Below are 13,365 nucleotides of genomic sequence, written 5' to 3' on the forward strand. Positions count from 1 at the left end.
TCTCGCAATGTGGCTCACAGCGTGCCTCGCGATGCGTCGCGCAGCGCGGCCCGCACGAGCCCTCTTATAGCGTGCACCGGCGCCTGTCGCGAGGGCCCGCCGACCGCACGGGACCGGTGTTTTCGCGGCGTAAGGTGAGGGGATGAGTATGCGTGGGGGCCCGGGTGGCAGGCGTGTCGGCGGGGCCGACGAAGAGGCCCAGCGCGCCGCAAACGCCGAGGCACCCCGCATCCCGAATCTCTTTCGGCGCATCATGGAGCTGTTCGCCCCGCACCGCACGCGCATCACGCTCACGGTCGCGCTCGTGCTCGTCGGTGCGGCCCTCACGGTGATCCCGCCGCTGCTCGTCGAGCAGGCCTTCGACGTGGGGCTCTTTCCGCCCGACGGCGGCCCCAACCTGACAGCGCTTGCCGAAATCGTCGGCCTCATGATCGTGATCTACATCGTCGCGGCACTCGTGGGCGTCTGGCAGACCTACCTCACGGCCACGGTCGGCAACACGGTCATGGGCGACCTGCGCGTGACGCTCTTCACCAAACTGCAGTCGATGGAACTCGGGTTCTTCACGCGCACGAAGACCGGCGTCATCCAATCGCGCCTGCAAAACGATGTGGGCGGCGTGGCCAGCGTGCTCACCAACACCATTCAGAGCGTGCTCGGCAACACCGTCAACGTGATCGCCGCCCTCGTGGCCATGCTCATCATCAATTGGCAGCTCACCATCGTGGCACTCGTGCTCATGCCGTTCCTCGTCATCGCGCAGCGCCGGGTGGGACAGGTGCGCGCGCGCATCGCGACGAAGACGCAGGAATCGCTGAGCGATATGACGGCCATCACGCAGGAGGCCCTGAGCGTGTCGGGGGTGCTGCTCGCGAAAAGCTTCAACCGCCAGCAGGCCGAGGTCGACCGCTACGACCGCGAGAACCGCACGCAGATCGGCCTGCAGGTGCAGCAGGCCATGAGCGGGCAGTGGTTCTTCGCGCTCGTGAGCATCTTCCTCTCCTCCATTCCCGCCATCGTCTATCTGGTGGCCGGATGGCTCGTCACGGGTGGTTCGACCGACATCACGGCGGGCGCCATCGTGGCGTTCACGACCGTGCAGTCGCGACTGCTGTTCCCGCTCATCGGGCTCATGCGCGTGGCCCTCGACCTGCAGACCTCGGGCGCGCTGTTCGCCCGCATCTTCGAATACCTCGACCTGAAGCCGTCGATCGCCGACAAGCCCGGGGCCATCGACCTGCAGGTGCGGCATCCGGCGATCCGCTTCGACGACGTCACGTTCCGCTACCCCGATGCGGGGCCCGAGACGGCGCCCACGCTCGACCGGGTGTCGTTCAGCATCGAGCCCGGCCAGTTCGCCGCATTCGTGGGGCCCTCGGGCGCGGGCAAGACGACGATCTCCTACCTCATCCCGCGCTTCCAAGAGGCGTCGGATGGCCGCATCCTCTTCGGTGACACGGATGTGCGTGACCTGACGCAGCAGTCGCTCGTCTCGCGCATCGGCGTCGTCAGCCAGGAGACGTATCTCTTCCATGCCTCGATCGCGGACAATCTGCGCTACGCCAAACCGGAGGCCACGCTCGAGGAGCTCGAGGCGGCCACCCGCGCGGCCAACATCTATGAGACGATCGCTCGTTTCCCCGACCGGTTCGACACCATCGTCGGGGAGCGCGGCTACCGCCTGTCAGGCGGCGAGAAGCAGCGCATCGCCATCGCGCGCGTTCTGCTGAAAGACCCCGCGGTGCTCATCCTCGACGAGGCCACGAGCGCGCTCGACTCGATCTCGGAACGCGTCGTGCAGACGGCCCTCGACGCCGCCGCGCACGGCCGCACCACCGTGTCGATCGCGCACCGCCTCTCGACCATCGTCAACGCCGACGTCATCTTCGTGCTCGACGGCGGTCACATCGTCGAACAGGGCACGCACGCAGAGCTCATCGCCGCCGGCGGCACCTACGAATCGCTCTATCGTCAACAAATGTCGTGACGCGGCCCCCGCGCGCTGCCTACACTTGAGACGACAGAGGGGGAGTGATCGGATGCGTGCCACACGCCGTTCCGCACGCGCGGTGCTCGCCCTGGGCGTGCTCGCCGTGACCGCCGCCGTCGTGCCGCTCACTGTCGCCGCCCCGGTCGGTGCCATCGAAACGACTGCCGTCGAAACCGCCGCCATCGGCAACGGGTCGATCGGCATCCTGCGCATTCCGCGCCTCGGCGGCGACTACGCCCAGGAGATCGGCGAGGGTGTCAGCGAACGCACCGTCTTGAACACGCGCATCGGCCATTTTCCGGGCACCGCGGCCGCCGGCGAGGTCGGCAACTTCGCGCTGGCGGGGCACCGCACGTCGCATCACGCGCCGCTGCTGCGCATCAACGAGCTGGTCGTCGGCGACGAGATCCTCGTCGAGACCGCCACGAGCAACATCGTTTACAAGTTCCGCTCACTCGAGTACGTCTCGGCCAGCGCCATCGATGTCACCTGGCCGACACCCCGCTCCGAGTCGCCCGCGACCACGGGCACGATCACGTTCGTGGCCTGCAACCCGCTGCGCTCCACCGCCGAGCGCATCATCGTCTACGGCGTGCTCGACCGGGTGACTCCGAAATAGTCGTCCCGCACCGACGCGCCGCGAAACGGATGCGTTTCTTGACGGCACCTGCAGCCCGCGAGGAAGCTGGTGCTGCGCGCGAGACTCGCGCCGCAGAGAGGCACGAATGTTGTCCAACGTCTTCATCAATCTGCCCGTGAGCGACCTCACCCGCTCGTCGGGCTTCTGGACCTCCGCCGGGTTCGAGCTCGACCCCAACTTCACCGACGAGAACGCCGCCTCCGTCAAGCTGAGCGACAGCATCTACATCATGCTGCTCACGCACGGCATGTGGGCGCGTTTCATGTCGAAGCCCATCGCCGACCCGAGCAAGACGTCGTCCGTCATCAACGCGCTCGGCGTGGATGAGCCCGCAGAAGTGGACACCGTCGTCGACAAAGCGGTCGCCGCCGGCGCCACCGAGGGCCAGTCCCAGGACTACGGCTGGATGCGCTCCCGCGCCTTCGCCGACCCCGACGGCCACAATTGGGAGATCACCTGGATGGACCCGCTCGCGCAGACCGGCGGCTGGGACGCCATCGCCGCCAAATACCCCGACGCCACCCCGCCCGAATAGGCAAGAGATCGTTGAGGCGAGGCCAATACCTAGGTGCGCTTGTTGTCGCCCCAGGGATCCTCCACCCCGGCCATCCGTGCGGCGGCGGGCGCGTTGCTGAGAAAGAGTGCCGTCAGGAGGAAGGGCACCAACCAATCGGCGCCAGTGCCCACCTGTGCTGCGAGCACCTGAGTCAGCACGAGAAGTGCAATGTACACACTCCAGAAGACCAGCTTCGACATCGTTTCTCCTCATTAATGGACTGAGGCCGTTAATGTATCGGAATTCGATGTGCGATATTTCGCTACGCGCCGCCGCGCTTGGCGAGGAGGTCCTCCATGAGGCCGATTTCGGACTCCTGGGAGTTGACGACGCCGCGAGCGAACTTCGTGACGGCCGTGTTGATGCTGCGCTCGAGCACCGCGTCGGCCATCTCGATGGCGCCCTTGTGGTGCGCGATCATGAGCGTCAGGAAGATCTTCTCGGCGTCGGTGCCCGTCGCATCGGTGAGCTGCTGGATCTGCGCCGGGGTCGCGAGGCCGGGCATGGGGGCGCCGGGTTCGTGGGCGGCCGCATCGGTCGAGGTGCCGCCGTGGGCGTGGCTGGCTCCCTCGAGCGTGGGGCGCGTCATCCACGTCATGGATGGCTCACTGGCGGCGGCCGGAAGACCCCAGCTCTGCAGCCAGCCGAGCATCTGGCCCGACTGGTTGGCCTGCGTGAACGCGATGTCATAGGCGAGCGTGCGGATGTCGTCAGAGGTAGAGCGGTCGCGAATGAGGAACGCGAGTTCGACGCCCTGGTCGTGGTGCAGCTGCATGTCCCGCGAGAATCCGGCTTCGGCCGAGTTCTGGGTGGGCGTCGGGTCGGCGAGGGTCGAGAGGCGGCCCACCGAGAACGCGACGATCCCGACGACGACGATGACGAGGATGCTGGCCACCACGAGCATCCAGCGGGGGAGGCGCGGTTTCGGGGCGCGTTGCGCGGCCTCGAAAGCCTCGAGTTCGGCGTCGGTCGGTTCGGTGTCGGTCGTGCCTCGAGCGTCGGTGCGCCGACGGATGCCCCGGGCCGCGGCGTGCGGCAGCGGGGCATCCGATCGTGCGTCGGGGGTGTCGGTCATCAGACCTTGCCGGGGGCGTCGATCCCGCCGGAGCACGGGGCGCCGATCTCGGGAGCGGTGCCGCCCTTCCAGTAGCCGGTGAAGAAGTCGGCGATGCGCGCGTCGTTCACGTCGTCGAGCTTCAACTGGGCATCCCAGGCGCTCAGCACGAACTCGCTGTCGAGGCCCTCGAAGGGCGACAGCAGGACATAGGATGCCGGCAGCTTCGACTTGAGCGTCGCGAGGTCTTCGTCCGACATCGACGGGTCGTAGGTCACCCAGATGGCGCCGTGTTCGAGCACGTGCACGGCGTTCTCGTTGGGGACGGGCTCGGTGTAGATGCCGCAGTTCAGCCAGATGGCGTTGTGGTCGCCGCCGGCCGGGGGAGTCTGCGCGTAGTCGACCGTGTCTTCGGTGTGGTTGTTGGTGTTGGTGAAGGTCTCGAGGCCCTCGATGCTGGTGTCGCCCTTTCCGCCGCCCGCGTAGGTGGCGAAACGGGGGATGGTGGTCGAGACCGCGAACACGACGAGCGCGATGATCGCGACACCGCCGACGATGGCCGACACGATGCCGATCTTCTTGTTGCGCGCCTTGCGGGCCCGTTCCTTCTTGAACGCCTCGACCTTGGCCTCGCGCTGCTGGGCGCGCTGCTGCTTCACGGTCTGCTGCTTCTGGGGGTTGCCGCTCGGGCGGCCGGCGCCGGACGGGCCGGTCGGGGGGTTCTGGGGGGTCACGGGGGCCTCTCGGATCTATGCGATTGCATCAAGTCAAACCTGAGGCAGTGGACAGCTCTTCCCCGAGTCGCCCTTCCGCAGATGATTCTCAGCCAAATGTAACCGTTTCGCCCCGAAACGCGGCGTGTCGAGCGACGCGGTCTTACGCGCCCGTCACGGTGAGCGCGATGAGGGCGACGTTCAAGACCACGAGGAAGACGGCGGCCGCGACGGCGAGCACGGTCGTGAAGCGGCGGTTGGCGTCATCCCCCATCACCTCACGTTTGGCGGTCAGCGCCACGAGCGGGATGAGCGCGAACGGGATGCCGAAGCTCAGCAGCACCTGGCTCAGCACGAGCGCCCAGGTCGGGTCGATGCCCGAGCCCAGCACGAGGAGAGCCGGGATGAGCGTGATCACGCGCCGCCAGAGCAGGGGCACACGGATGCGCAGCAGACCGCCCATGATCTCGGACCCGGCATAGGCGCCCACCGACGACGACGCCAGCCCCGACGCGAGCAGGCCGATGGCGAAGAGCGTGGCGGCGACCGGGCCGATCGCCTCGCCGATCGCGTCGTGGGCTCCCTGCAACGTGTCGGTGCCCTCGACGCCCTGCAGCGTCGACGCGGCGACGAGAAGCATGACGAGGTTGACCGTGCCCGCGATGGCGAGCGCGATCGTGACGTCGACGCGGGTGGCGCGCAGAACGAGTCGTCGCCGGGCGCCCGCCCGCACCAGCCCGAATCGGTCGCGGCTGAGTGCCGAGTGCGCATAGATGGCGTGCGGCATGATCGTGGCGCCCAGGATGGAGGCGGCGAGCAGCACCGACGAGGTGCCCTCGAAACGCGGCACGACGCCCGCGAGGGTGGCCGCGGCATCCGGCGGGCTGATGACGATGCCGAAGCAGAACCCCACCACGATGATGGCGAGGAACGATGTGATGACGCGTTCGAAGGCCCGGGCGCCGCGCCGCTGCGAGATGGCGAGCACGACGAGCGAAACGGCGCCCGTGATCACGCCGCCCCAGAGAAGAGGGAGGCCGAACAGCAGGTTGAGGGCGATGGCGCCACCGATGACCTCGGCCAGGTCGGTGGCCATGGCGATGAGCTCGGCCTGCGCCCAATAGGCCCGGCGCGCCCACGGCCGTTTCATGCGCTCGCCGAGCAGCTCGGGCAGGCTCTTGCCCGTGACGATGCCCAGTTTGGCCGACAGATATTGGATGAGCCACGCCATCGTGTTGGCGAGCAGCACGACCCACACCAGCAGGTAGCCGAAGAGCGCGCCCGCCGTCATGTTGCTGGCGACGTTGCCCGGGTCGAGGTAGGCGACGCCCGCGACGAGCGCGGGGCCGAGCAGGGGCAGGATGCGGCGGCCCACGACGTCGGGCGCCCGACGCGGGGTGGCAGGGGCCGGGGTGGCGGGGGTGCTCGGGCTCACGGCATCCTTTTCATCATGTCATACGTATACACGGAAGTAAAAGTTCGTCTCAACGAACATTACGGCGGAGGCGCAGACGATGCAAGGGATGGCACGGCCCGTAACAACCCGGGAGAAGCGGTTAGGCTCGATGGATCACCGGGTGCCGAACAACGGGCCCGTCGACATCGTGAGGACAGACGTGAAGTACGCAGAAACCGTCCTGGGCCTGGTGGGAAACACCCCCCTGGTCAAACTGAACAAGGTCACCGAGGGCATCGCCGCCACCGTGCTCGCCAAAATCGAATACGTGAACCCCGGCGGGTCCGCCAAAGACCGCATCGCGACGCGCATCATCGACGCCGCCGAACGCGACGGCCTGCTGAAACCGGGCGGCACCATCGTCGAGCCCACGAGCGGCAACACGGGCGTGGGCCTCGCCCTCGTCGCCCAGCAGCGCGGCTATAAGTGCGTGTTCGTGTGCCCCGACAAGGTCGGCGAAGACAAGCGCAACGTGCTGAAGGCCTACGGCGCCGAGGTCATCGTCACGCCCACCTCGGTGGCGCCCGACGATCCCGACTCCTATTACAGCGTCTCCGACCGCCTCGCCCGCGAGATCCCCGGCGCCTTCAAGCCCAACCAATACGCCAACCCCAACGGCCCGCTCAGCCACTACGAGTCGACCGGTCCCGAGATCTGGCGAGACACGGATGGCCGCGTCACCCACTTCGTCGCGGGCGTCGGCACCGGCGGCACCATCTCCGGCACCGGCCGCTACCTGCGCGAGGTCGCGGGCACCGACGTCGAGATCATCGGCGCCGACCCCGAGGGCTCCGTCTACTCGGGTGGCACCGGGCGCCCCTACCTGGTCGAGGGCGTCGGCGAGGACTTCTGGCCCGCCGCCTACGACCCCACCGTGGTCGACCGTGTCATCGCCGTGAGCGACGCCCAGTCCTTCGCCATGACGCGCCGCCTCGCCCGCGAAGAGGGGCTGCTCGTCGGCGGATCGAGCGGCATGGCCGTGGTCGCCGCCCTCGAGGCCGCCCGCGACCTGCCCGCATCCGCCGTCGTGGTCGTGCTGCTGCCCGACTCGGGTCGCGGCTACATCGGCAAGATCTTCAACGACAAGTGGCTGCAGTCCTACGGCTTCAGCGATGTGGCCGACGAGCGCACGGTCGGCGACGTCGTGCGCGCCAAGACGGGTGACCTGCCCGCGCTCGTGCACGCGCACCCGAGCGACACGGTGCGTGACGCCATCCAGATCATGGCCGAGTACGGCATCTCGCAGCTGCCCGTGCTGAGCGCCGAACCGCCCGTCGTCATGGGCGAGGTCGTGGGCGCCCTGTCCGAGGCCGGACTGCTCGAGAAGGTCTTCGCCGGCGACGCGCAGATGACCGACTCGGTGGGCTCGGTCGTGGGTTCGGCCCTGCCGCTCATCGGCGTGAACGAGTCGTTCGCCGCCGCCCGCGCCGCCCTGAAAGATTCCGATGCGCTCCTCGTGAGCGCCGACGGCAAACCCGCCGCCGTCATCACCCGGCACGACCTGCTCGCGTTTCTCAGCGAGTAGCGCCCCCTGATTTCGAGGAGAACAGCATGACTTCCACCGACGACCACGGTTTCGCCACGCGCGCCATCCACGCCGGCCAAGACTTCGACCCCACCACGGGCGCCGTCATCCCGCCGCTTTACCTGACCTCCACGTTCGTGCAAGACGGCATCGGCGGGCTGCGTGGCGGCTACGAGTACAGCCGCGGCGGCAACCCCACCCGCACAGGCCTCGAGGAGCAGCTCGCCGCGCTCGAGGGAGGCGTGCGCGCCCTGTCGTTCGCATCCGGTCTCGCGGCCGAAGATGCGCTGTTGCGCGGCATCCTGAAGCCCGGCGACCACGTCGTGCTCGGCAATGACGCCTACGGCGGCACCTACCGGCTCATCGCGCGCGTCTTCGGCGCGTGGGGCATCGAGCACACGGTCGTCGACCTGAGCGACCTCGACGCCGTGACGGGCGCGATCCGGGCCGATTCGACGCGCGTGCTGTGGGTCGAGACGCCGTCCAACCCGCTCATGAAGATCACCGACATCCGCGCCCTGGCCGACGCCGGGCACGAGGCCGGGCTGACTGTCGTCGTCGACAACACGTTCGCGTCGCCGGCGCTGCAGCAGCCGCTCTCGCTCGGGGCCGACGTGGTCGTGCACTCGACCACCAAATACCTGGGCGGGCACTCGGATGTCGTGGGCGGGGCGCTCGTCTTCGCCGACGCCGAGCTGGCCGAGAAGATCGGTTTCCTGCAGTTCGCCGCGGGAGCCGTCTCGGGCCCGCTCGACGCGTGGCTGACCACGCGCGGCATCAAGACCCTGCAGGTGCGCATGCAGCGCCACTCCGAGAACGCGCAGCGCCTGGCCGAGTACCTGACGACGCACGATGCTGTCGAGACCGTGTACTACCCGGGCCTCGAATCACACCCGGGTCACGAGCTGGCCGCCAGCCAGATGGTCGCCTTCGGCGGCATGATCTCGCTCGGCCTGCGCGGCGGCGAAGCGGCGGCGCGCAAATTCGCCGAGAGCACCTCGGTGTTCCAGCTCGCCGAGTCGCTCGGGGGCGTCGAATCGCTCGTCAACTACCCGTCCGAGATGACGCACGCGTCGGTCAAGGGCACCGAGCTGGCCGTGCCCGAGAACGTGGTGCGACTCTCGGTCGGCCTCGAAGACATCGACGACCTGCTCGCCGATGTGAAGCAGGCGCTCGCGGCCCTCTAACCGCGGGCTCGACAGGAGAATGACGATGGCGTCAGAACCGCAGCAGCACTCAGATCCCCAGCAGGCCTTAGAACTCCAGCCGCAGGGGGTGAGGGTCGTGATCGCGCCCGATTCGTTCAAGGGCACGGCCACGGCTACCGAGGTCGCCGAGGAAATTGCGGCGGGATGGCACGAGGTGCGGCCGGGCGACGAGCTCGTCCTGCTGCCCATGGCCGACGGCGGCGAGGGAACGGTGGAGGCCTTCGCGGCCGCCGTTCCCGCCGCCGTCCGGCACACCGTTCAGGTCTCGGGCCCCGACGACGAGCTCGTCGACACCGACTGGCTGCTGCTGCCCGACGGCACTGCGGTCGTCGAGTTGGCGTCGGCGAGCGGCATCACGCTGCTCGACCCGCTGCGGCCGCACGATGCGCACACGCACGGCTTCGGCGAGGTGATCGCGCACGCGCTCGATGCGGGTGCCGAGCGCGTGCTCGTGGGCCTCGGCGGCAGCTCGTCGACCGACGGCGGCGCGGGCATGCTGAGCGCCCTCGGCGCGCGGCTCCTCACCCACGACGGCGCGCCGATCGCCTCGGGCGCGCGCGGGCTCGACACTCTCGACACGCTCGACCTCCGTGACGTGCGGGCGCTTCCACCGCGTGGTGTCGCCATCCTGTCCGATGTCACGAACCCTCTCCGCGGCCTATCAGGCGCGGCCGCCGTCTTCGGGCCGCAGAAGGGTGCGACGGTTCCCGATATCGCGGTCTTGGATGCCGCGCTCGGGCGCCTCGTCGAAGCGGCCCGGTCGTCAGCTGCCCGAGGCGAGCTCGGCGCTCTCGACGCCTCGGCTGTCGATCGTCTCGCCGAAGAGCCCGGCTCGGGTGCCGCCGGTGGGACGGGTTTCGGGCTGTTGCTCTGGGGGGCGACGATGGCGGCCGGTTCGGTTGCCGTGGGTGAGGCCATCGGGCTGCCGGCGGCCACCGCATCCGCCGATGTCGTCATCACGGGCGAGGGCCGCTATGACGCGCAGTCGGCGGCCGGCAAGGTGCCGTCCTACGTGGTCAACCTCGCCCCCGATGGTGCGCAAAACCTTCTTGTCGCGGGCATGATCGCGGATGACCCGAGCGGCCTCTTCGACGATGCCGTCTCGTTGGTCGAGCTCGCGGGCAGCGTCGAGGCCGCGCTGGCCGGACCGCTCGAGTACGCGCGTCGCGCCGGGGCCGAACTGGCGCGACGCCACTCGGCGGCAGGTTAGATCGACATCGGGCCTGCCGGGCCGACCGAGCCTCTTGCCAGGCCGACCGAGCCACCCGCCAGGCCGACCGAGCCACCCGCCAGGCCGACCGAGCCACCCGCCAGGCTGACCGAGCCACCTGTGAGGTCGACCGGGCCGGTCGGGGCTGTCGAGCCGATCAGCCGTCCCGGCGTGCCGCGTACTGCTCGCGGATGATGGGCTGCGCGTTCGGGGCGGGAGTCGCGAGGGTGGCCACAGGCCACGAGGGGCGCGAGCCCGTCAGGGCCCAGGCCGCCTGCACGGCCGCGCCATCCGCCACATATTCGCCCGGCTGAGGAATGACGACCGGTTCGGCGAACACCTCGGCCGCGATGGCCTGAACGGCCGGGTTGAGCGCCGCGCCGCCGATGACGAGCACGCGCGACACCTCGACGCCCTGGGCGCGCACGGCGTCGAGTCCGTCGGCGAGACCGCACAGCAGACCCTCGATGGCCGCGCGGGCGAGCGTCGGGCGTGTGGTGCTCGACAGGGTCAGGCCGAAGAGGGTGGCCGTGGCATCCGGTCGGTTGGGGGTGCGCTCACCCTCGAAATAGGGCTGCAACACAAGGCCGGATGAACCGGGCTCGGCGTCGAGCGCGAGCCGCCCGAGTTCGTCGTGGTCGACGCCCAACAGCCCGGCCACGGCATCGAGAATGCGCGCGGCGTTGAGGGTCGCGACGAGCGGGAGGTAGCGGCCGGATGCGTCGGCGAAACCGGCCACCGTGCCCGAGGCGTCGGTCGACACGGTGTCGGTGACGGCGAAAACGGTGCCCGAGGTGCCGATCGATACGACCACGTCGCCCGCGCCGGCGTCGAGACCGAGCGCGGCTCCCGCGTTGTCGCCCGCGCCCGGACCGACGATGAGGCCGTCGGGCGTGGTGCCCGCGCGCTCGTCGGGGCGCAGCACGCGCGGCAGGATGGCGTCGTGTCCGAGGGCCCGCTCGAGCAAACCTCGGTCATAGTCCTCGGTGATGGCCGACCAATAGGCCGTGCCGGACGCGTCGGAACGGTCGGTCGTCAGGGCGTCGAGCACGGGGCCGAGCGCGCTGTCGTCGGCCGGGCCGAAGCCGAGCAGGCGCCACGTCAGCCAATCGTGGGGAAGTGCCACCGCGGCGACCCGGGCGGCGTTCTCGGGCTCGGCGTCGCGCAACCAGCGCAGCTTCGAGGCGGTGAACGAGGCGACGGGGACGAGGCCCGTCTGGGCGGCGTATTCGGCGGCGCCGACCTCGGTCGCGAGATCGGCGGCGGCCTGCGCGCTGCGAGTGTCATTCCACAACAGGGCGGGGCGGATGACTCGGCCCTCGGCGTCGAGCACCACCATCCCGTGCTGCTGGCCCGCGATCGAGATCGCGGCCACATCGCCGAGGCCGCCGGCGTCAGCGATGGCGTCGTTCAGGGCCTCCCACCAGGCTGCCGGGTCGACCTCGGTTCCCACGGGGTGCGTGGCTCGGCCGCGGCGGATGACCTCGCCCGTGTCCGCGTCGCGGATGACGATCTTGCAGGACTGGGTGGAGGAGTCGACTCCGGCTACGAGCGGCATTGGTCGGGGCCTTTCGGGGGTGGGGGGTGCGGGGTTTGGGATTACAGGGTGTTTGGGGTGGGGAAGGCAAGTGGCTGGTTTTTCGAGGCGGGACTTGGCGGTTGCGGTTCACAGGCTGCCGCGGGACGGGCGGAAGAGCTGAATCGCTCTTCCGCCCTAGGGCTACCGCCTTTCGCGGGTGCGAAGCGCCCGCGCATTTCGCGGGTGCGAAGCGCCCGCGCCATAAGGCTGCCGCCTTTAGCCCCTTTTGAGCGCGCCTAGCGCGCGCCCAAAAGGTGCTCCAGAGCAAGCTGCTGCAGCTTCACGAAGCCGAAGCCCTTGCCGCCGAAGTACTCGTCGCTGTTGAACTCCTCGTAGGCGCTGCGGTCGGCCAGCAGGTCGTCGTAGCTTTCGCCGTCGTTCAGCGTGTTGACGCTCAACTCGGGCACGCGGGCGGCCGCGAGGGCCTCCTGCACCTCGGGGTCGGCGCGGAACGAGGCCGCGCGCTCCTTCAGCAGCAGGTAGGTGCGCATGTTGGCCGCGGCCGACTCCCAGACACCCGTCTCGTCTTCGGTGCGGCTCGGCTTGTAGTCGAAGTGACGCGGTCCGTCATAGGCGGGCCCGCCGTTCGGGCCGCCGTTCTCCAGCAGGTCGACGAGCGCGAAGGCGTTCTGCAGGTCGCCGTGACCGAACACGAGGTCCTGGTCGTACTTGATGCCGCGCTGCCCGTTGAGGTCGATGTGATAGAGCTTGCCCTGGTAGAGCGCCTGCGCGATGCCGGCGGCGAAGTTCAGGCCCGCCATCTGCTCGTGGCCGACCTCGGGGTTCACGCCCACGAGCTCGGGCCGCTCGAGTGTCTCGATGAACGCCAGCGCGTGGCCGAGCGTCGGCAGCAGGATGTCGCCGCGGGGCTCGTTGGGCTTCGGCTCGATCGCGAAGCGAATGTCATAACCCTTGTCGGTCACGTAGTCGCCCAGCAGGTTGACGGCCTCGCGGTAGCGCTCGAGCGCCTGACGGATGTCCTTGGCCGAATCGTATTCGGCACCCTCGCGCCCGCCCCACATGACGAACGTCTTGGCCCCGAGCTCGGCGGCGAGGTCGATGTTGCGCAGCACCTTGCGCAGTGCGAAGCGTCGCACGGCACGGTCGTTCGACGTGAAGCCGCCGTCTTTGAAGACGGGGGCCGAGAACAGGTTCGTGGTGACCATGGGCACGATGATGCCGGTGTCGTCGAGCGCGCCCTTCAGACGGTCGATCTGCGTCTGGCGCTCGGCATCCGTCGAGCCGAAGGCGAACAGGTCGTCATCGTGGAAGGTGAGGCCGTAGGCGCCGAGTTCCGAGAGTTTCTCAACGCCGTGCACCACATCGAGCGGGGGCCGGGTGGGGCCGCCGAAGGGATCGGCACCGTTGTATCCGATGGTCCAGAGGCCGAATGAGAATTTGTCGTCGCGGGTGGGCGTGAGTGACATGCGAATT

Annotated in this window: 12 protein-coding genes; 6 read left to right on the forward strand and 6 right to left on the reverse strand. The window is 69.0% G+C overall.

Going from position 1 to position 13,365, the window contains the following annotated elements; translation table 11 throughout:
- Positions 1 to 142: 142 nt before the first annotated feature.
- The 3 genes from ACUWEX_RS03965 (at position 143) to ACUWEX_RS03975 (ending at position 3,165) form a co-directional block, all read left to right on the forward strand.
- Positions 143 to 1,987 carry an ABC transporter ATP-binding protein gene (locus ACUWEX_RS03965; protein ID WP_445997184.1) on the forward strand — a complete coding sequence of 615 codons (1,845 nt, stop codon included), beginning with the start codon at positions 143 to 145 and terminating at the stop codon, positions 1,985 to 1,987.
- Between the two features lie 52 nt (positions 1,988 to 2,039).
- Positions 2,040 to 2,609: a sortase domain-containing protein gene (locus tag ACUWEX_RS03970; protein ID WP_445997185.1), complete on the forward strand. Its 570-nt coding sequence runs from the start codon at positions 2,040 to 2,042 to the stop codon at positions 2,607 to 2,609.
- 106 nt (positions 2,610 to 2,715) lie between these two features.
- Positions 2,716 to 3,165 carry a VOC family protein gene (locus ACUWEX_RS03975; protein WP_079726947.1) on the forward strand — a complete coding sequence of 150 codons (450 nt, stop codon included), beginning with the start codon at positions 2,716 to 2,718 and terminating at the stop codon, positions 3,163 to 3,165.
- 29 nt (positions 3,166 to 3,194) lie between these two features.
- Here the strand turns inward: ACUWEX_RS03975 and ACUWEX_RS03980 are convergent, their stop codons facing one another.
- The 4 genes from ACUWEX_RS03980 to ACUWEX_RS03995 all read right to left on the reverse strand — a co-directional run bounded on the left by ACUWEX_RS03980 (position 3,195) and on the right by ACUWEX_RS03995 (position 6,388).
- Positions 3,195 to 3,386 (reverse strand): hypothetical protein, encoded by a 192-nt coding sequence (locus ACUWEX_RS03980; RefSeq protein WP_445997186.1) that lies wholly within the window; start codon positions 3,384 to 3,386, stop codon positions 3,195 to 3,197.
- Between the two features lie 62 nt (positions 3,387 to 3,448).
- Positions 3,449 to 4,261: a DUF305 domain-containing protein gene (locus ACUWEX_RS03985; protein ID WP_445997187.1), complete on the reverse strand. Its 813-nt coding sequence runs from the start codon at positions 4,259 to 4,261 to the stop codon at positions 3,449 to 3,451.
- A complete protein-coding gene (locus ACUWEX_RS03990) occupies positions 4,261 to 4,974 on the reverse strand; it encodes a DUF3105 domain-containing protein (protein WP_445997188.1) in 714 nt (237 codons plus the stop codon). Before ACUWEX_RS03990 ends, ACUWEX_RS03985 begins: the two co-directional genes overlap by 1 nt.
- Positions 4,975 to 5,116: 142 nt before the next feature.
- Positions 5,117 to 6,388: an Nramp family divalent metal transporter gene (locus ACUWEX_RS03995; RefSeq protein ID WP_445997189.1), complete on the reverse strand. Its 1,272-nt coding sequence runs from the start codon at positions 6,386 to 6,388 to the stop codon at positions 5,117 to 5,119.
- A gap of 181 nt (positions 6,389 to 6,569) precedes the next feature.
- Between ACUWEX_RS03995 and ACUWEX_RS04000 the strand changes: the two genes are divergently transcribed.
- The 3 genes from ACUWEX_RS04000 to ACUWEX_RS04010 are packed head-to-tail and all read left to right on the forward strand — an operon-like array spanning position 6,570 to position 10,352.
- Positions 6,570 to 7,934 (forward strand): cystathionine beta-synthase, encoded by a 1,365-nt coding sequence (locus ACUWEX_RS04000; RefSeq protein ID WP_079727906.1) that lies wholly within the window; start codon positions 6,570 to 6,572, stop codon positions 7,932 to 7,934.
- A 26-nt stretch (positions 7,935 to 7,960) separates the two neighbouring features.
- On the forward strand, positions 7,961 to 9,121 hold the full coding sequence (locus tag ACUWEX_RS04005; protein WP_445997190.1) for a cystathionine gamma-synthase: 1,161 nt from the start codon (positions 7,961 to 7,963) through the stop codon (positions 9,119 to 9,121).
- Between the two features lie 25 nt (positions 9,122 to 9,146).
- The gene (locus ACUWEX_RS04010) at positions 9,147 to 10,352 is read left to right on the forward strand and encodes a glycerate kinase (RefSeq protein ID WP_445997191.1); all 1,206 of its coding nucleotides are present in this window, start codon (positions 9,147 to 9,149) and stop codon (positions 10,350 to 10,352) included.
- A 157-nt stretch (positions 10,353 to 10,509) separates the two neighbouring features.
- On the opposite strand, the gene xylB is transcribed toward ACUWEX_RS04010, so the two are convergent.
- Positions 10,510 to 11,910, reverse strand: a complete 1,401-nt coding sequence (gene xylB, locus ACUWEX_RS04015) for a xylulokinase (RefSeq protein WP_445997192.1) — start codon at positions 11,908 to 11,910, stop codon at positions 10,510 to 10,512.
- Positions 11,911 to 12,167: 257 nt separating this feature from the next.
- Positions 12,168 to 13,358 carry a xylose isomerase gene (gene xylA / locus ACUWEX_RS04020; RefSeq protein WP_079726954.1) on the reverse strand — a complete coding sequence of 397 codons (1,191 nt, stop codon included), beginning with the start codon at positions 13,356 to 13,358 and terminating at the stop codon, positions 12,168 to 12,170.
- Positions 13,359 to 13,365 lie beyond the last annotated feature (7 nt).

This window comes from Okibacterium fritillariae (assembly GCF_052783725.1).